General features: G+C 68.7%; 23 protein-coding genes. 19 read left to right on the forward strand and 4 right to left on the reverse strand.

Translation table 11 applies throughout. The annotated features are described in order from the left end of the window. Nucleotides 1–40: 40 nt before the first annotated feature. Complete coding sequence (locus CSW59_RS16235; RefSeq protein WP_099445007.1) at nt 41–973, forward strand: nucleoside hydrolase; 933 nt, start codon at nt 41–43, stop codon at nt 971–973. On the opposite strand, the gene CSW59_RS16240 is transcribed toward CSW59_RS16235, so the two are convergent. Then, nucleotides 970–1,374, reverse strand: a complete 405-nt coding sequence (locus CSW59_RS16240; protein WP_099445008.1) for a GFA family protein — start codon at nt 1,372–1,374, stop codon at nt 970–972. The genes CSW59_RS16235 and CSW59_RS16240 overlap by 4 nt on opposite strands. A gap of 155 nt (nt 1,375–1,529) precedes the next feature. Here CSW59_RS16240 and ruvC point away from each other — a divergent pair, with 155 nt between their 5' ends. The 15 genes from ruvC (at nt 1,530) to folP (ending at nt 16,518) form a co-directional block, all read left to right on the forward strand. Then, nucleotides 1,530–2,051 (forward strand): crossover junction endodeoxyribonuclease RuvC, encoded by a 522-nt coding sequence (gene ruvC, locus CSW59_RS16245; RefSeq protein ID WP_201722825.1) that lies wholly within the window; start codon nt 1,530–1,532, stop codon nt 2,049–2,051. After that, a complete protein-coding gene (ruvA, locus tag CSW59_RS16250) occupies nt 2,048–2,668 on the forward strand; it encodes a Holliday junction branch migration protein RuvA (protein WP_099445010.1) in 621 nt (206 codons plus the stop codon). Before ruvC ends, ruvA begins: the two co-directional genes overlap by 4 nt. A gap of 28 nt (nt 2,669–2,696) precedes the next feature. Beyond that, a complete protein-coding gene (gene ruvB / locus CSW59_RS16255; RefSeq protein ID WP_099445011.1) occupies nt 2,697–3,737 on the forward strand; it encodes a Holliday junction branch migration DNA helicase RuvB in 1,041 nt (346 codons plus the stop codon). Next, entirely contained in the window at nt 3,727–4,593 is an 867-nt protein-coding gene (locus tag CSW59_RS16260; protein WP_099445012.1) for a hypothetical protein, read from the forward strand. The genes ruvB and CSW59_RS16260 overlap by 11 nt, the downstream gene beginning before the upstream one ends. Beyond that, complete coding sequence (gene ybgC / locus CSW59_RS16265) at nt 4,590–5,036, forward strand: tol-pal system-associated acyl-CoA thioesterase (protein ID WP_099445013.1); 447 nt, start codon at nt 4,590–4,592, stop codon at nt 5,034–5,036. The genes CSW59_RS16260 and ybgC overlap by 4 nt, the downstream gene beginning before the upstream one ends. A 130-nt stretch (nt 5,037–5,166) precedes the next feature. Further along, complete coding sequence (tolQ, locus tag CSW59_RS16270) at nt 5,167–5,862, forward strand: protein TolQ (RefSeq protein ID WP_099445014.1); 696 nt, start codon at nt 5,167–5,169, stop codon at nt 5,860–5,862. A 3-nt stretch (nt 5,863–5,865) separates the two neighbouring features. Continuing rightward, nucleotides 5,866–6,390 (forward strand): biopolymer transporter ExbD, encoded by a 525-nt coding sequence (locus CSW59_RS16275; RefSeq protein ID WP_099445015.1) that lies wholly within the window; start codon nt 5,866–5,868, stop codon nt 6,388–6,390. A 7-nt stretch (nt 6,391–6,397) separates the two neighbouring features. Next, nucleotides 6,398–7,207, forward strand: coding sequence for an energy transducer TonB (locus CSW59_RS16280; protein ID WP_099445016.1), 810 nt, complete (start codon nt 6,398–6,400; stop codon nt 7,205–7,207). A 29-nt stretch (nt 7,208–7,236) separates the two neighbouring features. Continuing rightward, complete coding sequence (tolB, locus tag CSW59_RS16285) at nt 7,237–8,535, forward strand: Tol-Pal system beta propeller repeat protein TolB (RefSeq protein ID WP_099445017.1); 1,299 nt, start codon at nt 7,237–7,239, stop codon at nt 8,533–8,535. Between the two features lie 203 nt (nt 8,536–8,738). Beyond that, nucleotides 8,739–9,305, forward strand: coding sequence for a peptidoglycan-associated lipoprotein Pal (gene pal, locus CSW59_RS16290; RefSeq protein WP_099445018.1), 567 nt, complete (start codon nt 8,739–8,741; stop codon nt 9,303–9,305). 78 nt (nt 9,306–9,383) lie between these two features. Continuing rightward, complete coding sequence (gene ybgF, locus CSW59_RS16295) at nt 9,384–10,244, forward strand: tol-pal system protein YbgF (protein ID WP_099445019.1); 861 nt, start codon at nt 9,384–9,386, stop codon at nt 10,242–10,244. Between the two features lie 4 nt (nt 10,245–10,248). Continuing rightward, the gene (gene tilS / locus CSW59_RS16300) at nt 10,249–11,526 is read left to right on the forward strand and encodes a tRNA lysidine(34) synthetase TilS (protein WP_099445020.1); all 1,278 of its coding nucleotides are present in this window, start codon (nt 10,249–10,251) and stop codon (nt 11,524–11,526) included. Nucleotides 11,527–11,560: 34 nt separating this feature from the next. Beyond that, nucleotides 11,561–13,444: an ATP-dependent zinc metalloprotease FtsH gene (ftsH, locus tag CSW59_RS16305; protein WP_099445021.1), complete on the forward strand. Its 1,884-nt coding sequence runs from the start codon at nt 11,561–11,563 to the stop codon at nt 13,442–13,444. A gap of 130 nt (nt 13,445–13,574) precedes the next feature. Then, nucleotides 13,575–15,680 (forward strand): ATP-binding protein, encoded by a 2,106-nt coding sequence (locus CSW59_RS16310; protein WP_369825788.1) that lies wholly within the window; start codon nt 13,575–13,577, stop codon nt 15,678–15,680. Between the two features lie 10 nt (nt 15,681–15,690). Next, nucleotides 15,691–16,518 (forward strand): dihydropteroate synthase, encoded by an 828-nt coding sequence (folP, locus tag CSW59_RS16315; RefSeq protein ID WP_099445022.1) that lies wholly within the window; start codon nt 15,691–15,693, stop codon nt 16,516–16,518. Here the strand turns inward: folP and CSW59_RS16320 are convergent. Next, nucleotides 16,515–18,452, reverse strand: coding sequence for a beta-L-arabinofuranosidase domain-containing protein (locus CSW59_RS16320; protein WP_099445023.1), 1,938 nt, complete (start codon nt 18,450–18,452; stop codon nt 16,515–16,517). The two genes, folP and CSW59_RS16320, sit on opposite strands and share 4 nt — an antisense overlap. A 127-nt stretch (nt 18,453–18,579) precedes the next feature. Between CSW59_RS16320 and thiD the strand changes: the two genes are divergently transcribed. From thiD to CSW59_RS16335, 3 genes are all read left to right on the forward strand, one after another. Further along, complete coding sequence (gene thiD / locus CSW59_RS16325; protein ID WP_099445024.1) at nt 18,580–19,395, forward strand: bifunctional hydroxymethylpyrimidine kinase/phosphomethylpyrimidine kinase; 816 nt, start codon at nt 18,580–18,582, stop codon at nt 19,393–19,395. Further along, the gene (locus tag CSW59_RS16330) at nt 19,392–19,976 is read left to right on the forward strand and encodes a nucleotidyltransferase family protein (protein ID WP_099445025.1); all 585 of its coding nucleotides are present in this window, start codon (nt 19,392–19,394) and stop codon (nt 19,974–19,976) included. Before thiD ends, CSW59_RS16330 begins: the two co-directional genes overlap by 4 nt. 199 nt (nt 19,977–20,175) lie before the next feature. After that, complete coding sequence (locus CSW59_RS16335) at nt 20,176–20,997, forward strand: PhzF family phenazine biosynthesis protein (protein ID WP_099445026.1); 822 nt, start codon at nt 20,176–20,178, stop codon at nt 20,995–20,997. A gap of 6 nt (nt 20,998–21,003) precedes the next feature. Here the strand turns inward: CSW59_RS16335 and CSW59_RS16340 are convergent, their stop codons facing one another. Then, a complete protein-coding gene (locus CSW59_RS16340) occupies nt 21,004–21,354 on the reverse strand; it encodes a hypothetical protein (protein ID WP_099445027.1) in 351 nt (116 codons plus the stop codon). Between the two features lie 145 nt (nt 21,355–21,499). Beyond that, nucleotides 21,500–23,401 carry an ATP-binding protein gene (locus tag CSW59_RS16345; RefSeq protein ID WP_236632245.1) on the reverse strand — a complete coding sequence of 634 codons (1,902 nt, stop codon included), beginning with the start codon at nt 23,399–23,401 and terminating at the stop codon, nt 21,500–21,502. Nucleotides 23,402–23,513: the final 112 nt, after the last annotated feature.

Here is a 23,513-nt window from a genome sequence, read left to right on the forward strand (position 1 = left end):
CGCCTTCTCCCCGTCGTGTCCCGCAGCTAGAGTGCCTCCCATGGTCTTGCGGGTTCACATCGACACCGATTGCGGCGTTGACGACGCGCTGGCGTTGGCCCTGCTGGCGCGCGCCCGGCAGGCGGTCGAGGTGGTCTCGGTGTCGGCGGTGTTTGGCAACACCTATGTAGACCAGGCGGCCGCCAATGCGCGGGGCGTGCTGCGCCTGGCCGGCTGCGGGGCCGAGGTCTATATCGGCGCCGGTTCGGGCCTGGCCAAGCGCCGGGTCGAGCGGATGCGCCCCGCCCACGGCGTCGACGGCCTGAACGGGGCGGGCTTCTCCCAGCGCTGGAAGCTGCCGGAGCTGGATCGCGGCCATTCGGCCAACTTCCTGGCCTTCGCCGCGCGCCGCAAAATCGTTGGCCTGTTCCTGGGGCCGCTGACCAACCTCGCCAAGGGTCTGCTGGAGGATCCGGCCGCCTTCCGCGACTGGCGCCCCACGATCACGGCCGGCGCCTTCGCGGTCGAGGGCAAGGCGGCGGGCGGCGCCGACTTCAACAGCTGGAGCGATCCGGAGGCTCTTCAGCGGACGCTGGACTCGGGGGTCATGCCGCGCCTCGTGCCGCTGGACGTCAGCCGTCTGGTCACGGTGACCGCCGCCGACCTCTCGCGCGGCGCCGACTGCTGCGGCTCGCCGCTGTCGGCGCGGCTGACCAAGGCGGCGGGGGGCTATATCGCCTTCCACCAAAGCGTCTGGGGCGGTGAGGGCTGCCGCCCGCACGACGCCGTTGCGGCCGCCAGCCTGATCGCGCCCGAGCTCTTCACCTTCGAGCCCGCGCGGTTGCGGGTGGCCGTCGAAGGACCACGCCTGGGCCGCGTGGAGTGTATCGACGGGACGCCCAACGCCGAGGTCTGCACGGGTCTTGATGTCGACGCCGTCAAGCGCCTGGTCGTCGGGGGACTGTTTGGAATGGGCGCGGTGGAGGCGGCTTAGGCCGGCGGGTTTTGCTCGAACTGCATCGCGCCGTCGTGCGGCCGGTGCCAGGACGGCGCGCTGGCCATCCACATGTCGGCCTGGACCTTGAAGTCCGAGGCGTCGTCCAGACCGCCGACCTTAACCGCCACCATGCCTCGGTTCTTGTCGGGTCGTGAGAAGACCTGGACGCCGCAGGTCCCGCAGAAATAGCTGCCGCCGCTGGTCTCGCGCGCCTTGAAGACGCGCGGCTCGCCTTGCGTGACCGTCAGGGCGTTCGCGGGAAACACCATGGTCAGGTTCGGCGAGCCGCCCGCCACGTACTGGCAGTCGCGGCAGTGGCAGGCGACGTGGAACATCGGCGCGGCCGAAAGTTCGTAGCGAATTTCGCCGCAGCGGCAGCCACCGATTCGCAAGGTCATGGTCACCTCCCTCGATCGGGAGAGGTGAAGTTGATCCTGGATCGGAGGCAAGCCCCCCGGCGCTGAAGCTCATACGCCCGCCCGCCCAGGGGGCGTCGGCGTTTACGACTCGTTAGGCAAGAGGGGGCTTTTCCTCGGGGGCGGAAGCGAGGAAAGTGCGAGAACACATGATGAACGCGAATCGCACGCCTATCCGAATTCTTGGCCTCGATCCGGGCCTGCGCCGCACCGGCTGGGGCGTGCTGACCATCGACGGCGCGCGCATGAGCCACGTGGCCCACGGCGTGATCGTCCCCGACGAGAAGGCCGACTTCGCCCAGCGCCTGCTGCACCTGTTTGAAGGTATCTGCGCGGTGATCGAGCAACACCGTCCCGACGAGGCGGCGGTCGAGGAGGTGTTCCTGAACACCAACGCCCAGTCGACGCTGAAGCTGGGCCACGCCCGCGCAGCCGCCCTGATCGCGCCCGCTCGCGCGGGGCTGCCGGTCGCGGAATATTCCACGCGCCTGGTCAAGAAGGCGGTGGTCGGCACCGGCGCGGCTGACAAGGCCCAGATCGGCTTCATGATCGCGCGTCTTCTGCCGACCGCCGGCAAGACCACGGCCGACTGCGCCGACGCTCTCGCCGTCGCCATCACCCACGCCAACCTGCGCGTCGCCAATCGGAGAGTGGCATGATTGGTCGCCTGCGCGGCGCCGTCGCCGAGGTCGGCGAGGAAGAGGCTCTGATCGACGTGATGGGCGTCGGCTATGTGGTCCGCTGCGGCCATCGCACCCTCCAGCGCCTGCCGGCCCTGGGCGATGAGACCCTGCTGCATATCGAGAGCCAGTGGAGCGAGAGCGCGGGCTTGCGGCTCTATGGCTTCGCCACGCGCGAGGACCGCAAGGCCTTCGTGCTGCTGCAGGCGATCCAGGGCGTGGGGCCCAAGGCCGCCATGGCGGTGCTGGACGTGCTGTCGCCCGCCGAGTTGGCCAGCGCCGTCGCCCGCGAGGACAAGGCCGCGGTCGGCCGCGCCAACGGGGTGGGTCCCAAGCTGGCCCTGCGCATCGTCACCGAGCTGAAGGACAAGCCGATCACCGACGGACCGGTGCTGATGAGCACGCCGTCCTCCGGCGCCGCGCCGTCCGCGCCCGCCAAGCCCGCCCCGACCGGCGACGCCGTGGCCGCCCTGATGGGCCTGGGCGTGGCCGAGGTGAACGCCCGCCGCGTCGTCGAGGCCGCCGCCGATCGCCTGGGCGAGGAAGCGACCGTTCAGGCGCTGATCAAGGCTGGCCTGCAGGAGCTTGGCCGATGAGCGCGAAGCGCCAAGTCGGGAGAGAAGCGTGACCCGCGTCATCTCCGGCGAACCCCAGCACGGCGATCTTGCGCCCACCGACCGCGCCATGCGTCCCCAGACCCTGGCCGAGTTCGTTGGCCAGGAGCAGGCCAAAGGCAATCTCCGCGTCTTCATCGAGGCCGCCAAGGGCCGGGGCGAGGCCCTGGACCACGTGCTGCTGTTCGGCCCGCCGGGGCTGGGCAAGACCACCCTGGCCCAGATCGTCGCCCGCGAGCTGGGGGTCAACTTCCGCGCCACCTCGGGTCCGGTGCTGAACAAGCCGGGCGACCTGGCGGCGATCCTGACCAATCTGGAAGCCAACGACGTCCTGTTCATCGACGAGATTCACCGCCTGTCCTCGAACGTCGAGGAGATCCTCTATCCGGCCATGGAAGACCATGTCCTCGACCTCGTGATCGGGGAGGGGCCTTCCGCCCGCTCGGTCCGCATTGATCTCGCGCCCTTCACCCTGGTGGCCGCGACGACGCGGGCGGGGATGCTGGCGACGCCCCTGCGCGACCGCTTCGGCATCCCGATCCGCCTGGAGTTCTACACCCCGGCCGAGCTGCGCCATGTGCTGCAGCATGCCGCCCGCAAGATGGGCGCGCCGCTGTCGGACGATGGCGCCGACGAGATCGCCAAGCGGGCCCGGGGTACGCCGCGCGTCGCCGGCCGCTTGCTGCGTCGCGTCCGCGACTTCGCCACCGCCGACGGCGCGAGCATCATCGACCGCAAGGCTGCGGGCCTGGCCCTGGCCCGGCTGGAGGTCGACGAGGTGGGGCTCGACAGCCTGGACCGCCGCTACCTGCGGGCTATGATCGAGCACTATGGCGGCGGCCCGGTGGGCGTGGAGACCATCGCCTACGCCATCGCCGAGGCCCGCGACGCGGTCGAGGACGTGATCGAGCCCTATCTGATGCAGCAAGGCTTCATCCAGCGCACCCCGCGTGGCCGCATGGCCTGCGGCAAGGCCTATCTGCACTTGGGCCTGACCCCGCCCGCCGCTCCGCCAGGCCCAGCGCAGGGGGCGTTGTTTGATGAAGGCTAGCAGCGTGCTCGTGATCCGCCTGTTGACCGCCGGTCTAGCCGCCGCCTGCCTCGCCGTCTCCCTCGCGGCGATCAGTGCGGCCGGCGCGCCGCGCAATGCTCTGATCGTACAGGCCCTCGCCGCCGTGCTCGCCCTAGGTCTGGCGCTGCTTTTGGGGCGGTTCTGGCGCCGAGCCCGTTGGCGGCTCTGGGTGTTGATGGCCGCCTGCGGCCTGGCCCTGGTCCTGACGCTAATGAACGGCGTCTCGCTGGAGGGGGCTAGGCGTTGGGTGGCGCTGGGGCCGATCCAACTCCACACGGCGTTCATGGTCCTGCCGTTCGCGGCCTGTGCTTTAGCCAAAGGCTTTGGCGACCGTCGCGTGGCGCCGATCGCGGCCTTGCTGGCTTTCCTGCTGCTGTATCAACAAGACGCGGCCTCGTCGCTGGCCTGGGCTCTGGCGCTCGCGGTGGCGGCGCTGGTCGAGCGCCCGCGTCAGGCGATACCCTGGGCGTGCGTGGCCATCGCCGGTCTCCTGGCCTACGGAGCCTGGGTCGAGCCCGACACCTTGCCCGCCGTGCCTTACGTCGAGGGACTGCTGGACCACACGTTCGCCGCCAATCCGGTGCTGGGCGTGCTGGCCGGCATTTTGATGATCAGTCTGCCCGCGCCGTTCCTCCTAGTCGCCCGCACGCAGCCAGAGCGTCGCGCCGAAGCCCTGGCTCTGGCCGCTTTATGGGTTGGCTGGATCGCCGGGAACCTGTTTGGAAACTACCCAGCGCCTGTTCTAGGGTACGGCGCAGCGCCGATCCTGGCCTGGGGCCTGTCCCTGGGTCTGGTGTTTGGCGATCCCGTCAACCAGGACCCGCCTGCGCCATGATCGAACCGACCGCCGGCGTCTTCGACGGCCGCGAGCACCGGCTGCCCGTGCGCATCTATTACGAGGACACCGACTTCACCGGCATCGTCTATCACGCCAACTACCTGCGCTATCTGGAGCGCGGGCGCAGCGACTTCTTCCGGGCGGTGGGCATTTCGCACACCGAACTTGCTCAGCAGGACACGGGCTTTGCGGTGATCCGCATGGAGCTGGACTTCAAGCGCGCGGCCAAGATCGACGACGCCCTGGTGGTGCGGACCTTGTTCGAGCGGGCCGAGGGCGTGCGGCTGCATGTGCGCCAGACGATCACCCGGGGCGAGGAGGTTCTGTTCGAGGCCCAGGTGGTCGCGGTCTGCATCAGCCTGTCGGGACGGCCGCGCCGGCCGACGCCGGACATGCTGGCCAAGTTGACGCCCTGGCTGGCGCCCAAAGGCGAGGCCTGACCGCGCAGCCTCTCGCCGTCCCCATTTTTTCGGATCGAACGACCCTCGTCATAGTTTCACCCAAGCGCCGCTTCATGCCATACGGCGCAGATCCTTCCTGATCAGACGCCCCAACGGAGCCCTATCCCGCATGGACGCCTCGGCCGCCGCCCCCAATTTCTCGTTCTTCGCCCTATTCATGCAGGCCGACTGGGTCGTCAAAGGCGTGATGATCGGCCTGATCCTAGCGTCGCTGGGATCCTGGGCCGTGATTTTGGACAAGCTATTTCGCTTCAACACCCTCAACCGGGCGGCAGACCGCTTCGAGGAGCAGGTCGGCGGCGGGCGCTCGCTGGAGGACGTGGCCGGCGAGGCCGGCGCCAACCCGCCTCACGCCCTGCCGCGCATGCTGCAGGCGGCGTTGAAGGAGTGGCGCGAGGCCAAGGCGCGGCCCATGACCGAGAATCAGACGGCGTTCCTGGTCGCTCGCATCGACCGCATCCTCGACACCATCATCGCCCGCGAGACCGCCAAGGTCGAAGAGGGCCTGGGCAGCTTGGCCATCGTCGCCACGGCCAGCCCGTTCATCGGCCTGTTCGGCACGGTCTGGGGCATCATGCACGCCTTCCAGAGCATCGCCCTGTCGAAGAACACCTCGCTGGCCGTCGTCGCGCCGTCGATCGCCGAGGCCCTGTTCGCCACGGCGATCGGCCTGATCGCCGCGATTCCCGCCTATATCGCTTACAACAAGTTCTCGACCGACGCCGGCAAGTACGCCGGTCGCCTGGAAGGCTTCGCCGATGACCTGTCGACGGCGATCCAGCGTCGCCTGACCGAGCGGGTCTAAGCCATGGCGATGTCCTCCAACGACGCCTTCGCCACGGGAGGCGGCCGTGGCCGCCGCCGTCGCGGCCGCCGCTCGCGCGGGGCGCTGTCCGAGATCAACGTCACGCCGCTGGTCGACGTGATGCTGGTGCTCTTGATCATCTTCATGATCAGCGCGCCGCTGCTCACCGCCGGCGTGCCGCTGGAGCTGCCCAAGACCGAGGCCGCGGCCCTGCAGAACCAGGAAGAGCCGATCACTGTCTCGATCCGCAAGGACGGCGGCATTTTTGTCGGCGAGACCCAGATTCCGTTCGAGAACCTCAGCCCCCGGATCAGCGCGATCGCCGGCGACGGCTATGACAAGCCGATCTTCGTCCGCGCCGACGGCGGAGCGACCTATGAGGTCGTCGCCCAGGTGATGGCGGGCCTTTCGAACGCTGGCTTCAACAAGATCAATCTGATCACCGAGACGGGCGGTCCGTCTTCCGGTTCGGCCCCGCTCGACGCGCAACCGGCGGCCGACGCGGGCGACCTGCGACCGGCGCAGTAGAGGCGGCATGATCGCTCGCCGCGAACAACGGGTCTCTCCGGCCCTCCTGGCCTCGATCGCGCTGCACGGCGCGGTCGCGGCGCTGGCCGTCTTCGGACTGCCGTGGCAGTCGTCCAAGCCGATCACCATCGGCGAGTCGGTGCCCGTGACCATCGTCGCCAACGGTCCGACCAATGTCCGTCCGGCCGAGCAGGCGCCGGTCGAGCAGACGGCCCAGGCGCCGGAGCCGGAGGCGCAGGCGACGCCGCAGCCGCCCGCTCCGACCCCCGCCCCAACCCCGACGCCTGCGCCCGCTCCGCCGCCCAAGCCGGCGCCGGTTCCCAAGCCCGCGCCGACGCCGGCCAAGCCAACGCCGCAGAAGAAGACCGAAAACAACGACTTCTTCGCCTCGATGGAAGCCACCCTAGCCAAGACCAAGAAGGCGACCGGCAAGCCGACCTCGAACGCGCCGAAGGGCCCCGCTCGCCAGGAGACATCCGTGTCGGCGCGTCCCGCTCTGGGCGCGGCCACGGGACTCTCAGCCTCGGCGCTGGGCCGCCTGCAGGGCGAGGTTCAGGATCGCTGGAACCCCAATTGCGAGGTCGAGGGCGGGGCCAACGTCAACGTCCGCGTCGTGTTCGTGATCGGTCCGGGCGGCCGTGTCGTCGGACAGCCGGAGTCGCCGGGCACGTCATCGCCCGACCCGGTGGTCAAGGCGGCCTCGGACCGCGCCATCCGCGCGTTGTTCGCCGCCTCGCCGTTCGCCTATCTGCCGCCCGATCTGTACGGTCAGAAAATCGCCCTGAACTTCAACGCAAAACAGGCCTGTTCGCGTTGATGTTGGGAAAGAACAAGAGGGAGACCCCGATGCGCTTGAAGGCACTTGTGCTCATGGCCGCCGTCCTGATGAGCGGCCCGGCCTTCGTCACGCCGGCCGCCGCGCAGATCGAGGTCGACATCAACGCCGGCGCGGTCAAGCCGATGCCGATCGCCGTGCCGGCCTTCTCGGGCGCCACGCGCGGGGCCGAGATCGCCCAGGTCATCACCGGCAATCTTGAGCGCTCGGGCCTGTTTCAGCCGCTTAACGTCTCGGGCGTTCCGGACAAGCTGGCCGACGTCAACATCCAGCCGCGCTTCCCAGACTGGCAGGCCACCGGCGCCCAGGCCCTGATCAACGGCCAGGTCACGGTCGGTCCCGACGGCGGTCTGCGCGTCGACTTCCGCCTGTGGGACGTCTTCTCGCAGCAGCAGTTGCTGGGCCTGCAATTTTCCTCGACGCCGGACAACTGGCGCCGCGTGGCCCACAAGATCAGCGACGCGGTCTATGAGCGCCTGACCGGCGAGAAGGGCTATTTCGACACCCGCGTGGCCTTCGTCGCCGAGAGTGGCCCCAAGCTCAACCGCGTCAAGCGCCTGGCGATCATGGACCAGGACGGCGCCAATCCGCAGTACCTGACCGATGGCTCGTACATCGTCATGACGCCGCGCTTCAGCTCCACCAGCCAGGAGCTGACCTACATGGCCCTGCGGCCGACGGGGTCGTCGATCTACCTGCTGAACCTGGAGACCAGCCGCCAGGAGACGGTCGGCAAGTTCCCCGGCATGGTGTTCGCTCCGCGCTTCTCGCCCGACGGCGGCAAGGTCGCCTTCTCGGTGGAGCGGGCCGGCAACAGCGACATCTATGTGATGGACCTGCGCAGCCGCGCGACGACCCGCATCACCACGGACCCGGCCATCGACACCTCGCCCTCGTTCTCGCCGGACGGGACCAAGATCGCTTTCAACTCCGACCGCGGCGGCCAGGCGCAGCTCTATGTGATGAATACCGACGGCTCTGGCGTGCGCCGGATTTCCTACGGCGGCGGCCGCTATACGACCCCGGTGTGGAGCCCGCGCGGAGACTTCATCGCCTTCACCAAGCAGACGGGCGGCCAGTTCCACATCGGGGTCATGCGTCCGGACGGCAGCGATGAGCGCCTCTTGACCACCAGCTATCTGGACGAGGGTCCGACCTGGGCGCCGAACGGCCGGGTGCTGATGTTCTTCCGCGAAGGCGGCGGCGGTGTTCCCAAGCTTTGGACTGTGGACATCACCGGCCGGATCCTGCGGCCGGCGGCCTACAACGGCTCGGGTTCAGACCCGGCCTGGTCGCCGCTTTTAGACTGACAAATTGTCGGGCAAAGCAACCTTAGCCTTGCGAGTGCGTTCCCAGGGCACTAACTCGAAGATGCTGGGCGCCGAGCGCTCTCTAGCGGAAGAGTTTCAATGTCGTCTGACGGAGTTCTGACGTCATTGTGAGGTATGGTCTGACATTTAAAAGGTCCATTCGCGGCGTCTCGCAGGTATGGATCAGGTCCAAAGTTGTTGACTTGAGGAGAAACTGGATGAGCTTCGACACCCAGCGCGCCGCTAGACTGGCGCTCGTCGGCCTGGCCGCCGCCTCGCTTGCCGCCTGCGCTTCGCGTCCGAAGCCCCAGCCCGCCGCGCCGGCTCCCCAGCCGCCGCCCGTTCAAGAGCCCGCGCCCTACACGCCGCCGCAGCCGCCGCCGGTCGCCCAAGGTCCGCTGCCCGGTTCGGTGCAGGACTTCGTGGTCAATGTCGGCGACCGCGTCTATTTCGACACCGACGAATATTCGGTCCGCGCCGACGCCCAGCCGGTCCTGGCTGGTCAGGCTCAGTGGCTGAACCGCTATTCGGCCGTGAAGGTCCGCATCGAAGGCAACGCCGACGAACGCGGCACCCGCGAATACAACCTGGCCCTCGGCGCCCGCCGCGCCAACGCTGTGCGCGACTTCCTGATCGCCCAGGGCGTGGCCGCCTCGCGCATCGAAACGATCTCGTTCGGCAAGGAAAAGCCGATCGACGCTGGCACGACCGAAGAGGCCTGGGCCAAGAACCGTAACGGCCACACGGCCATCACGGACGGCGCTCGCTAAGCGCTACGCTAAAATGGGGCGGCGTCTCATCGAGATGCCGCCCTAGTTTTGTCTGCCTCCTGGGGCTAGATCACGGTCATGAAGCTCAAATCCGCCCTGCTTGCCGTCCTGTTCGCGTCCAGCGCCGCCGTGGCGATGGCCCAGACCCCGCTGCCCGAAGTCGACCCGCTGGACGATCGCTCGGTCAAGCGCGTGGAACGGATGGAAAAGGTGGTCCGCGAGCTGCGCGCGATCGTCTTTCAGGGGCGCGACACCGGCAAGCCCGTGGTGGTTCAGCCCGCCGAGACCGACGCTCAGATCGCCGCCCTGAACGACCGGATCACCGATCTTGAGCAGACCCTGACCAAACTGAACGGTCAGAACGAGGCCGTCACCTTCGAGCTGAACAAGGCCAACAGGGCCGCCGTCGATCAGAAGGCTCGCGCCGACGCGCTGGAGCAGCGTTTAGCGGCGATCGAAAAGACCCTGGCCGACCTACAGGCGGCGGCCGCCGCCCAGACCGCCGCCGCTCAGAATGCTAGCGAGGCCGTTCCCCCGCCGCCCCCGCCGCCGGCCGATCCGGCCGTGGCCTTCAAGCAGGCTCGGCAGCTGCTGCTGGATGGCGACTACGCCAATGCCGAGCAGGCCTTCTCGACCTATGTCACGAACTATCCGGACAACGCCAAGACGCCGGAGGCCCGCTATTGGCTGGGCGAGACCCTGTTCGTCCGCGAGGCCTATACCGACGCCGCCGCCGCCTATATCGGCGCGATCCGGGGCTGGCCGCAGACGACCTGGGGTCCCGACGCGACCTTGAAGCTGGCCCGCGCGATGGTGGCTTTGAAGAAACCCACTGAGGCTTGCCGCACTCTGGACGAGCTTTCCAAGCGCTATCCGAAAGCCTCGTCGCAGATCACCTCCCGCGCGGCCTCGACCCGTGTCGCGGCGAAGTGTTCCTGACACCGTGAACCCTCTCTCAAAGAGAGAGGGGGTTTCGCGCACTTTCGACCGACGTCTGGATGCCCTGTCCAAGGCTCCGCTGGCCGTTGGCTTCTCCGGCGGCGGCGACTCCCTGTTCCTGTTGAAGGCGACGCTAGACTGGGCGCGGCCGCGCGGTCGTCCCGTGCTGGCGCTTGTCGTCGATCACCAACTGCAGGAGGGCAGCGCCCGCTGGACCGCCGAAGCGGTGGAGAAGGCCCGGCGCCTAGGCGCCGATGCGCGCGCCCTGGCCTGGACCGGTCCCAAGCCCATGTCTGGTCTGCCCGCCGCCGCCCGTCGCGCGCGCCATGCCTTGCTGGCCGAGGCCGCCCGCGATGCCGGAGCCTTGGTCCTGCTGCTGGGCCATACGGCCAGCGATCTGGCCGAGAGCGCGGTGATGCGGGCTGAGGGCTCGACCGTTCCCGACCCGCGCGAATGGGCCCCGTCCCCCGTCTGGCCGGAGGGGCGAGGGGTTTTCCTGCTACGGCCGCTGCTGTCCCTCGCCCGCGCCGAGATCCGGGCGGCCTTGGCCGCCGAGGGCGAAACCTGGCTGGAGGATCCCGCCAACGTCGATTTGCGCTATGCCCGAGCGCGCGCCAGGGCCAGCGGCGCGGAAGAGGCGGCTTCGGAGCTGGAAGCCGCGAGGCCGCCCCCCGCCTTCGCCATCGACGCGGCGGGGGCCATTCGCCTCCCGCGGGACATCGCGGCGGCTCATCTGGCCGCCGCCCTGCTGTGCGCCGCCGGAACCGAGCGGCCGCCGCGCGGCGAGCGGCTGGAGCGGCTAGTCCAGCGCCTGCGGAGCGATGAGGCCTTCACGGCCACCCTGGCCGGCGCGCGGATCGAGGCCGGGGCCGATGCGCTGATCTGCCGCGACGCCGGCGAAACGGCGCGGGGCGGTCTCGCGCCGCTTTCGCTGACGCCGGGCGAGATCGGGGTCTGGGACGGCCGCTGGGAGATCGCCGCCGGTTTTGAGCCGCTGACCATCGTCGCGTTGAAAGGCCGAGCCCTAGCCCTCTCGCCCGAGCAGCGTGCGCGCCTGGCCAAGCTTCCCGCCGCGACCCGGCCCAGCCTGCCGCTGCTGCTGCGACAAGGCGCGGCGCCGTGCGCGCCCGCGCTTGACGGCCCGGAGTTTGCAGTCGAAGGGGGAGGGGGCGCGCGTCTCCTCGTTGTGGATCGTTTCGAGGCCGCCGTGGGCCTTTGTGACCAAGAATGCGTGACTGCGCGTCTCGTCCGTGGCGCAACCGCTTGCGAGCCCTTATCTTGACGGGCGAAGACCTATCGTTGGGAAGACGAACCGAATGAATTTCCGAAACGCAGCCATCTGGCTGGTGATCGTGGCGGCGCTGATGGGGGTGTTCTTCGTCAGCCAGAACGCGCGGACGAAGGGCAGCGGCGAGATCAGCTATTCGCAGCTTCTCAAGCAGGTTGACGCCGGCCAGATCAAGTCGGCCGAGATCGCCGGCCAAGTCGTGCAAGCCAAGGACGCCAGCGGCAAGATGTTGACCGTCAACGCGCCGATCGACTCCGATGAACTGGTCAACCGCATGGTGGCCAAGAACGCCGACGTGAAGTTCAAGAGCGGCGGCGTCAGCTTCCTGGCCATCCTGATCCAGCTGCTGCCGATCCTGCTGATCGTGGGCGTGTGGCTGTTCTTCATGCGCCAGATGCAGGGCGGAGCGAAGGGGGCCATGGGTTTTGGCAAGTCCAAGGCCCGCCTGCTGACCGAGAACAAGAACCGCATCACCTTCGAGGACGTCGCGGGCGTCGACGAGGCCAAGGAAGAACTGCAGGAGGTCGTCGACTTCCTGAAGGACCCGGCCAAGTTCCAGCGCCTGGGCGGCAAGATCCCCAAGGGCGCGCTGCTGGTCGGCCCTCCGGGTACGGGTAAGACCCTGATCGCTCGCGCGGTCGCGGGTGAAGCCGGCGTGCCGTTCTTCACCATCTCGGGTTCGGACTTCGTCGAAATGTTCGTCGGCGTCGGCGCCAGCCGCGTCCGCGACATGTTCGAGCAGGCCAAGAAGAACGCCCCCTGCATCATCTTCATCGACGAAATCGACGCCGTGGGCCGCCATCGTGGCGCCGGCCTGGGCGGCGGCAACGACGAGCGCGAGCAGACCCTCAACCAGCTGCTGGTCGAGATGGACGGCTTCGAGGCCAACGAGGGCATCATCCTGATCGCCGCCACCAACCGTCCCGACGTTCTGGACCCGGCCCTGCTGCGTCCGGGCCGCTTCGACCGCCAGGTCGTGGTGCCCAACCCCGACGTCGCCGGTCGCGAGAAGATCATCCGCGTGCACATGAAGAACGTGCCGCTGGCCGCGGACGTCGACGTCAAGACGCTGGCGCGCGGCACCCCGGGCTTCTCGGGCGCGGACCTGGCCAACCTCGTCAACGAAGGCGCCCTGCTGGCCGCCCGCAAGAACCGCCGCATGGTCACCATGCACGACTTCGAAGCGGCCAAGGACAAGGTCATGATGGGCGCTGAGCGCCGCTCGATGGCCATGAGCGACGCCGAAAAGAAGCTGACCGCCTATCACGAGGGCGGCCACGCCCTGGTGGCCCTGCGCGTTCCCGTCGCCGATCCGGTCCACAAGGCCACGATTGTGCCGCGCGGCCGCGCCCTGGGTATGGTCATGCAGCTGCCCGAGGGCGACCGCTACTCGATGAGCTACGACATGATGACCTCGCGCCTGGCCATCATGATGGCCGGCCGGGTCGCCGAGGAGCTGATCTTCGGCAAGGAGAAGATCACCTCGGGCGCGTCCAGCGACATCAGCGCCGCCACCAGCCTGGCCCGCAACATGGTCACTCGCTGGGGCTTCTCGGACGAGCTGGGCACCGTGGCCTATGGCGACAACCAGGACGAGGTGTTCCTGGGCCACTCGGTCGCTCGCACCCAGAACGTCTCGCCCGAGACGATGATCAAGATCGACAAGGAAGTCCGTCGCTTGGTGAAGGGCGGCGAGGACGACGCCCGCAGGATCCTGACCGAAGAGCTCGACAACCTGCATGTGGTCGCCAAGGCCCTGCTGGAGTTTGAAACCCTGAGCGGCGAAGAGATCATCGGCGTCATGAAGGGCGAGCTGCCCAAGCGCGACGAGGATGAGAGCAACAAGGAAACGGTCGCCGCGCCGTCCCTGGTTCCCCTCTCGCCGGGCGCGGGCGCCAGCGTCACCGCCTGACCCGCCAAACGCTTCCAAGGATCAAGCCGGCTCGAAAGGGCCGGCTTTTTTCTTGTCCGGCTGCAACCAGGTCGCGCGCGGATCGTTCAAGCTTGGCCGCAGGTTCGCGGTGAGGGGCTGACGCCGATCCATGGTCATCACGGCTACCGACGAAATGGTCGGCGCGAGCGACCTTTCCGCCGCCGAGGGCGCCTTCCTGGCCCGGGGCGGGACGATGGGCGCCGTCATCGCGGCCAGCGATTGGGTAGGCGTGGGACTGCCTTCGCCGGGAGCCTGGCCCGCCGCCCTAAAGGTGGCGGTCGGGATGATGCTGGCCTCGCCGATCCCTTCCTTCCTGGCCTGGGGCGATGCGGCCGTCACGCTCCACAACGACGCCGCGCGCGCCATGCTGGGCCTGCCGGACGCGCTGGGCCGCCCTTTTGCCGAGGCGTTCCCGATCGCCCAGGGCGCCGAGCTTTTGGCGCGTGGGCGCCTGGGCGAAAGCGTCGTGCTGGAGAACGTCCCGTTCAGCCGACTGGGACAAGAGGCGTGGTGCAACCTCCTGGCCTCTCCCGTCCGTGATGAGGATGGCGTCGTGCGGGGCGTTCTGGTCCACTGCAACGACATTACCAAGCGCGTCCTCGACGATCGGGCGCGCCTGGCCGAAGAGCGCCGCTATCGCGCCCTGTTTGAGTCGATGGATGAGGGCTTCTGCGTCATCGAATTCTTCGACGGCCCGCACGGCCCCGACAGCGACTACATCCACATCATGGCCAACGCCGCCTATGAGCGGCACGCGGGCATTCCCAATGCCGTTGGCCAGACCCTTCGCGAGATGGTTCCGGACGAGGCCGACGCGTGGGTGGCGCGCTATGGCGCGGTGCTGCGCACCGGCGAGCCGATCCGCTTCGAGCAGGAGCTGGTCGCCACCGGACGACAGCTTTCGCTCTCGTCGTTCCGCATCGAGCCGCCCGAGCTGAAGCAAGTGGCGGTGCTGTTCCAGGACGTCACCGACCGCAATCGGGCTGAGACCGAACTGCGCCATCTGAACGAGACGCTCGAAGCCCGCGTCGCCCAGGCGCTGGAAGAGCGCGAGCGCACCGAGGAGGCCCTGCGCCAGGCCCAGAAGATGGAGGCGGTCGGCCAGCTGACCGGCGGCCTCGCTCACGACTTCAACAATCTGCTGGCCGGCATCTCGGGCGCTTTCGAGATGATCGGCGCGCGGCTGGCCCAGGGGCGGACCGGCGACGTCGAGCGCTATCTGGGCGCCGGACAGGGTGCGGCGCGCCGGGCGGCCGCCTTGACCCACCGCCTGCTGGCCTTCTCCCGCCGCCAGACCCTGGCGCCCAAGGCGATCATCATCAACCGGCTGATGGCTGACTTCGTCGAGCTGGTCCGTCGCACGGTGGGACCGTCGATCGAGGTGGACATGATCGCCGCCACCGGGCTCTGGCCGACCCTAGTCGACGCCAACCAGCTGGAAAACGCGCTGTTGAACCTGTGCATCAACGCCCGCGACGCCATGCCGGAGGGGGGGCGCATCACGATCGAGACCGGCAACCGCTGGCTCGACGACCGCATCGCCCGCGAGCAGGGGCTAGAGCCGGGCCAATACGTCTCGGTCTGTGTCAGCGACACGGGCTCTGGCATCGACAAGGCGACGCTGGAGCGGGTGTTCGATCCCTTCTTTACGACCAAGCCGATTGGCCAGGGAACGGGTCTGGGCCTGTCTATGGTCTATGGCTTCGCGCGGCAGTCGAACGGCCACGTGCGGATCTATTCCGAGGTCGGCCAGGGCACGATGGTCTGTCTCTATCTGCCACGCCACCTGGGCGAGGAGGACGAGGAGTCAGCGTTCGCGCCGCTCGACGCGCCGCTGATGCATGCCAACCAGACCGTGCTGGTGGTCGACGACGAACCGACCGTGCGGATGCTGGTGACGGACGCCCTGAGCGAACTGGGCTATGCCTGCCTGGAGGCTCAGGATGGGGCGGCGGGGCTGCGCGTGCTGCAGAGCGACCGCCGTGTCGATCTGCTGATCACCGATGTCGGCCTGCCCGGCGGGCTGAACGGGCGCCAGGTGGCCGACGCGGCGCGCGCTCTGCGGCCGGACCTGAAGGTCCTGTTCATCACGGGCTACGCCGAGAACGCGGTCCTGAATCACGGCCATATCCAGCACGGCATGGAGGTGCTGACCAAGCCCTTCGCGATCGGCGACCTGACCGGGCGGATCGACCGGATGCTGCGCGACGCGTAAAAGCCAGGCCATGAGCCTCGCCGCCCGTTCAGCCGCCTCGCGCCCCCAGGTCATGGGGATCGTCAATGTCACGCCCGACAGCTTCTCGGACGGCGGGCGGTTCTTCGACTCGGGCGAGGGGATCGAGCATGCGCGACGGCTGATCGCCCAGGGCGCCGACATCCTCGATATCGGCGGCGAGAGCACCCGGCCCGGCGCGACCCCTGTCTCGGCCTTCGAGGAGATTCGCCGGGTGGTTCCGGTGATCGAAGCCGCGCGGGCGGCCAGCGCCGTTCCCATCTCGATCGACACCATGAAGTCCGAGGTCGCCCGCGCGGCGGTCAAGGCCGGCGCGACGATCTGGAACGACGTCAGCGCCCTGCGCTTTTCGCCCGACGCGCCCGAGGTCGCCGCCGAGCTGGGCTGCGAGGTCGTGCTGATGCACATGCTGGGCGAGCCCGGCTCCATGCAGGACGCGCCGCGCTATGACGACGTGGTCGCCGAGGTCGAGGCCTTCCTGCTGGCCCGCGCCTTTACCGCCATGGCCGCCGGGGTGGCCAAGGAGAAAATCTGGCTCGATCCCGGCATCGGCTTTGGCAAGACGCCTGCGCACAATCTGGCCCTGCTGGCGGCGCTGCCGAGGTTGGTGGCCCTGGGCTATCCGGTCCTGCTGGGCGCCAGCCGCAAGCGGTTCATCGCCAGCGTCGATCCGTCGGCGCGTGAGGCCGACGACCGCCTGGGCGGCTCCCTGGCCGCGCACCTCGCGGGCGCCGCCGCTGGTGTGGCGGCGGTGCGGGTCCACGACGTGCGTGAGACCGTCCAGGCCTTGGCGGTGCAGGCGGCGATCGCGGGGGGTTAGACCCCGCTCAGCCGCCAGTAGGTCGCGTAGCGCTCGTGGGCGATGCGATGGTAGGGGACGAGGCGCACAGCGTCCCCCTCCGCCGAGGTCACGGTGAACTCCAGCGGCTTGCCGGTCGGTCGGATGCGCGCGGCGACCGAGGCCGGATCGCCGGCCAGGGTTGGTGGCTTGAACGGGCTGTCGTTGTACGTCCCGTAGAGTCGCTCGTTGACGACGATGTCGGCGCCGGGCGCCAGGCCCTGGGTCCCCAGTGCGCCGGCTAGCACCAGCGGGCCATAGGTGAAGGCGGCGATGCCGGGGGCGGTGGGATCGGTCTCGAAGCCGGTCCGCATCTCCATCCGAAGCTCCACTGTGTCGCCGTCTTTCCAGGTGCGGGCGATCTCCAGGAAGCCGGGTGTCTTTGAGCGCAGGGCGACCTTGCCGTTGATCAGCACCGTGGCCGACGGGCTCCAGCCCGGATGACGCAGCTTCAGCGTCAGGGGGGTTGCGCGCTTGAGGCTCCAGCGAAGAGTGGTGGTCGGATCGTCCGGGAAGGTCGTGGTCTGGGTCAGGACCGCGTCGTGGGCCGTCCAGGCGACCTTCGAGGGGATGAAGAGGTTCACGTACAGCGTCTGGCCGTCGTGGAAATAGATGCTGTCGCGGTACTTGGCGTGGTTCTCCATGCCCGTGCCGGTGCAGCACCAGAACGAGTCCACGGGCGTGCAGTAGAGCTTCATGTAGCCCGGCCGCGCGCCCTGGAAGTACGTCACCATGCCGCTACCTGGGTCCTGCGAGGCCAGGATGCCGTTGTAGAGCGTGCGCTCATAGTCGTCGGCGTATTCGGCGCGAGGATCCTGGGCGAACAGGGCGCGGGTCAGCTTCAGCATGTTGTGCTGGCAGCAGGTCTCCGAGCCCTTGGCCGAGAAGACGTGCTTTTCGAAGTCGGCCCTGGGGAAGAAGTGCTCGTTGTCGCCCGAGCCGCCGGTCGCGAATGACCGGGTCCGCGTGACCGTTCGCCAGAAGAATAGGGCGGCGTCGCCGTAAGCGCCTTGGCTCGTGATCTCGTGAACGCGCTGGAAGCCGATCACCTTCGGGATCTGGGTGTTGGCGTGCAAGCCATCCAGTGTGTCGCGGCCCTGCGACAGCGGCGTCAGCAGGGCCTTATGCGAGAAGCGCTCGGCGGCGATGCGGTAGCGCGTATCGCCCGTCAGGGCGAAGAGGTCGGCGAAGACCTCGTTCATCCCTCCGTGCTCGGTCGCCAGCATGGCCTCGAACTGGGCGTCCGACAGCGGCGCGGTGGCCTGTACCGTCCAGTCGGCCAGCCGCAGCAGGACGGCGCGGCTCGTCTGGCTGTCGGCCAGTTGCCAGCCGTCGCGCAGGCCGGCGAACACCTTGTGCAGGGTGTACCAGGGCACGCCGGTGATTTTTTCGCCCCGGATGTGGGCCTCGACCAGGGCCGGGCCCTTGGGGAAGGCGCAGACAAGGCCCGAGTTCGACGCCGCCTGGCAGGCGGCCAGTTCTTCGGCGATATAGTCCACGCGCTGCTTGAAGCGCGCGTCGCCGGTCGAGCGGTACATCAGGGCGCAGGCCGACTGGTAGTGGCCCAGGGTGTGGCCGTGGCAGTTGATGTCGGCCCAGGTGGCCTCCGACTCCCAGCCGCCATAGGGCGCGGCCTTGGGCGCAAGGCCTGCGTTGGCGCGGAAGGCGCTAAGCAGGCGGTCGGGCTCCAACGACAGCAGATAGGCCTCGGTCTGGCGCTGGGCGTGCAAGAAGGGGCTGTCCAGCAACTCGACGTCGCGCATGTCGAACGGCGAAAGGCGGGCGCCTTCACGCGCGCGCGGGGCCTGGGCCGCCAGCGCCGGCGTCGCGCTCATGGCGGCCAGCGCGCCGGCGATCACGGAACGCCTTGGCCATCCCGCGCGCAGGCCCTCGGAGCAACAGTCACCATGGGCCATGCGCGAACTCCCTGACGCGATGCGGCCGTCGCCGCTTATTAGTAGGAGTAATAGGCGCTGGACGATGCAGAGGAAAGCGCTTCGGCGAGGCCTCCCCATCGCCGCGATTCCCGCCTAAACCTCTTCCATGTCCCAAGCTCCCGCTCCGGCGCCGAAAGGCCGCGTTCTCGTCATCGCCGGATCGGATTCCGGGGGCGGGGCGGGGATCCAGGCCGACATCAAGACCATCACCGCGCTGGGCGGCTATGCGGCCACGGCGATCACGGCGGTGACCGTGCAAAACACCCTGGGCGTCACCGGCGTCCACCCGATCCCGCTCGACATCATCGCCGCCCAGGCCCGCGCGGTGCTGGACGATATCGGCGCCGACGCGATCAAGACCGGCATGCTGGGCGACGCGAGCGTGGTCGAGACCGTCGCCGCTGCGATCGACCACGCCGGCAAGGTTCCGGCGGTGATCGACCCCGTCATGGTTGCCAAGGGCGGCGCGCCCTTGCTGGCGGAGGCGGCGATCGGCGCGGTGAAGACGCTGATGATCCCGCGCGCCGCGCTGCTGACGCCGAACGCTCCCGAAGCGGCCGCCCTGACCGGCCTGGTGGTCGAGACCACCGACGACCTGCGCCGGGCGGGCGAGGCCCTGCTGGCCCTTGGCGCCAAGGCGGTGCTGATGAAGGGCGGCCATGTGGCCGGAGAGCGCGTCGTCGACGTGCTGATGACGCCCGACGGCGAGACCACCTACGAGGGCGAGCGGATCGAGACCCGCCACACGCACGGCACCGGCTGCACGCTGGCCAGCGCCTGCGCGACGGGCCTGGCTCAGGGCCTGCCGTTGGAGCAGGCCGTGGCGCGGGCCTGGAACTACGTCCACGAGGCCATGCTGCGCGCGCCGGGCTTTGGCGGCGGCCACGGCCCGCTGGACCACGGCTGGACGCTGCGCGCATGACACAGACGCTGGAAGCTCGCCTCGCTGAGATCGTCCGCGCCACCCCGACCACCTGGGCGGTGCTCCAGACGGCGCGCGAGCTTGATCTGCCTGACTGGATGATCTTTTCCGGCGCGGTCTACCAGCCCGTCTGGAACCAGCTGACAGGGCGGCCGCTGGACTACGGCATCAAGGACTATGATCTGGCCTATCACGACGCCAGCGACGTCAGCTACGAGGCCGAGGACGTGGTCATCAAGCGCGTGGCCGCCGCCTTCGAGCCGCCGCTTCGTGAGCTGGTCGAGGTCCGCAACCAGGCGCGGGTGCATCTGTGGTTCGCCAAGAAGTTCGGCGCCGACGAGCCCTATCCGCCGCTGGAAAACAGCGCCGCGGCGCTGAAGCGCTTCGTGGCCACGGCCTTCTGCGTCGGGGTGCGGCTGGAGGCGGACGACAGCCTGACCGTCCATGCGCCGTTTGGCCTGGAGGACCTGTTCGACCTGCGCCTGCGCCCCAATCCGCTTCGTCCGTCTGGCGCGGGCGGCTGGGAGCGCACTACGGGTTCGGCCAAGGCGCGCTGGCCCGAGATTTCGATCGACGGCTAGCGAAACCTGTCATCCCGGCCAAGCGCGAAGCGCGCCGAGCCGGGACCGTCAGGCGCTCTGAGCTCTCCGCGATCCCGGGCCACCGCTGCGCTCGCCCGGGAGGACAGCGTGGATTGTCACCGGGACAATAAAGGCTTTGCGCCTCGTCCGGCGCACGCATAACAGCGATGTCCATCGGAGTTCCGGGAGATCGCCCGCCATGCGCCAGTGGACCATAGACGCCTTCGCCAACGCCCCCTTCAAGGGAAATCCAGCCTGCGTGGTCGAGCCGTTCGCGGCCTGGCCCTCAGACGCCTGGATGCAGGCTCTGGCCGCCGAGAACAACCAGGCCGAGACGGCCTTCCTGCTGAAGACGGACGACCCGGCGCGCTTTGGCCTGCGCTGGTTCACGCCGGCCCTTGAGGCGCCGCTATGCGGCCACGCCACACTGGCGGCGGCGCATTTGCTGTTCGAGGAGCTGGGCGTCGAGGTTCCGCTGCTGACCTTCGACACCCTGTCGGGCCCTCTGACTGTGAAGCGGGCGGGCGAGGGGCTGGAGATGGACTTTCCCGCCGATCCGCCGCGTAGGACCTCTGTTCCCGACGGCCTGGTCGACGCGCTGGGCGCGACGCCGGTCGAGGTCTGGGCGGGCGCCTATCTGATCGCGGTGCTGGCCGACGAGGCGACGGTGCGGGCGCTGAAGCCAGACCTGGCGGCTCTGAAGGCGATCGGCGGCGAGGCGACCGGCGGGCCGGGCCAGACGGTCGTGGTGGCGCTAGCCGATCCTGGCCAGGCTTACGCGGTGGTCAGCCGCTTCTTCGCGCCCGGCTTCGGCATCCCAGAGGACCCCACGACGGGCTCGGCCCACTGCATTCTCATGCCGCTCTACGGCGATAAGCTGGGCGCGGAGGTCCTGAGCTTCCATCAGGCCTATCCAGGCCGTGGCGGGGACCTGGAATGCGAACGCCGCGGCGCGCGCATCTTGCTGCGCGGCCGCGGCGTCACGGTGGTGGAGAGCCGGCTGCGGGTGCAGTCGGCCTAGTCGTTGCTACCAGCGGTTCGGGCCGCGGTGGTCGCCATAACCATAGCCATAGTCGCGGTCATGGCGCTCATAACGGATTTGGGCGCTGATGCGGTCGAAGCGGCGGTCGAGATCGGCGCGCTCCCAGCCGCTCAGGCCGCCTCGGCGATAGCGCTGTTCCAGGCGCTCGGTGTCACGCAGCTCGGCGCGCAGGCGTTGGGCTTCGTTGCGGGTCAGCGCGCCGTTGCGCTGCCCCATGTCGATCCGGCGCTCCAGCTGGTCCTGGCGCTGGTTGACCGGTTGGGCCGAGGCGACAGCGGGAAGCGCGGCGGCCGCCAGGGCCGAGACCGTAACGATCGGGATCAGGATCTTCTTCATCGGTTCGGTTCCTCTTGAACATCTCCGCCGACCTGTCCCGGGGAGGTGGGAGGACGACGTTGAGGTCAGAGAAACATGCGACGGCTGAAGCGGTTCTGAGCCGCTCGTTGTCTCGTGTTCAGGAAGATTGGGGCTCAGGTTGGACTCAAGCGGCCTTGGCCATACGGGCCGAGGCGATGGCGTCCTCGATCGCGCCGTAGAGCTTGGTCACCTCGACCGGCTTGGCGACGTGGCCTTCCATGCCGGCGGCCAGATAGTCCTCGATCTGGTGGGCCAGGGCGTTGGCGGTCACGGCGACGATCGGAGTGCGGGTGCGGCCTTCCTGCGCTTCTAGGGAGCGGATCGCGCGGGCGGCCTCAATGCCGTCCATGACGGGCATGTGGATGTCCATCAGGATGATGTCGAACCTGGCGGCCTTCCAGGCTTCGAGGCAGGCCTTGCCGTCTGGGACCATCGTCACTTCGGCGCCCAGCGGGGCCAGGACAGCTTCGATGACCTTCTGGTTCGTCGGATTGTCGTCGGCGGCGAGAACCCGCAGCGGCGCTCTTCCGCCTCGCGCGGACTTGCGGACGACGGCGGGGGCCTCGTCGTCGTCGATATAGTGGACCTCGGTCAGGGTCTCCTCGCGCGGCAGGGCGACCAGGACGGTGAAGGTCGAGCCCCGGCCTTCGCGGCTCTGGACCTTGATCGAGCCGCCCATCAGGGCCGTCAGCTCGCGGCAGATGGCCAGGCCCAGGCCCGAACCGCCGAAGCGGCGGGTTGTCGAGCTGTCGGCCTGAACGAACTTGTCGAACAGACGCGGCAGAATCTCAGGCGCGACGCCGATGCCGGTGTCGGCCACGTCGATCCGCAGGCCCGAGCCGTCCTCGGCTGAGGCGAACCGAACGGCGACCGCGCCCTCGAGCGTGAACTTCAGCGCGTTCGAGATCAGGTTGCCGAGAATCTGGCGCAGGCGATCGACGTCGCCGCGCCACAGGCCATGGGCCTCGGGCGCCACGGCCACCTCGAAGGCCAGCCCCTTGTCGCGAGCCTGGCAGGCATAAGCCTCGCGGATGGATTGGGCCAGCTGGGCGATGTCGAAGGGGCGGTCCTGAATCTCCAGACGGCCAGCCTCGATCTTGGACAGGTCCAGTACGTCGTTCAGCACCGCCAGCAGTAGGCTTCCCGACTCGCGGATCACCGCCAGGCGCTCGCGCTGTGCGGGGGTCAACTCGTCCATGTCCATGACCTCGGCCATGGCCAGCACGCCATTCAGGGGCGTGCGGATTTCGTGGCTCATATTAGCCAGGAAATGCGACTTCAGGACGTTGGCGGTATTGGCCTCGTCGCGGGCCCTGACCAGTTCCGCCATGGCCCCGCGCAGATCCTCGTCATTGGCGCGGAGCCGGCTGACCAGATGGTTGAAGCTGTCGATCAGACTCTGGAAAACCTCGTCGTCGGCGGTTTGCTCCACTGGCATGAAGCGCCCGCCCACGGCGGTTTCGTGCATGGCTTCCGAGAGGCGCTCCATCGGACGTGTCATGCGGCGCGCCAGGCCGTTGGCCAACAGGATCGCCAAGCCCGCCGAGCCGAAGAACAGGGCGCCGGTTAAGGCGAGATCCCGGGCTAGAATCTGGCCGATGCCCGGGCGGCGGGCGACCAGCGACGCGGCGCCGATCTTGCGGCCGTTCAGCTCGACTGGACGCGTCAGGATGTCGGCGTCCGCCGGCGTGGGCTCCCCGATCTGGGCGACGATCCGGCCACTGGAATCGGTGATGCGCACGGCCGCGACGCCCGGCGCCTTGGCCACGGCGCTCAGCGCCCGGTAGACGCCGGCCAGATTGTTGTCGGCCAGAGGGCCCGCCGCGCCGGCCGCCACCATCTGGGCCAGCACCGCATGGTTGGCGCGAGACTCCTGTCGCGCCACGCTCCACTGCTGCAGCATGAAGCACAGACACGCCGCCACGAGGGCGATGACCGTGGTGGCGAGGGCCACGCCGGCGATTCGCGCCTGAAGGGGCGCGTGGGTCGATTCGCGGTTCGCGCGCGTGATCTGTCTGTCGCTCATAGGCGTCCAGGACTCAATTCTAGCGTCAGTTTGCCGCAAGGTTCCTAACGCTTCACTTCCAAATCGACGCCGTGCCCGTCACGCTAACGATTGCGTGCATTTACGCGTTGCC

Source organism: Caulobacter sp. BP25, from assembly GCF_002737755.1.
In the GTDB taxonomy this organism is placed as follows: Bacteria; Pseudomonadota; Alphaproteobacteria; order Caulobacterales; family Caulobacteraceae; genus Caulobacter.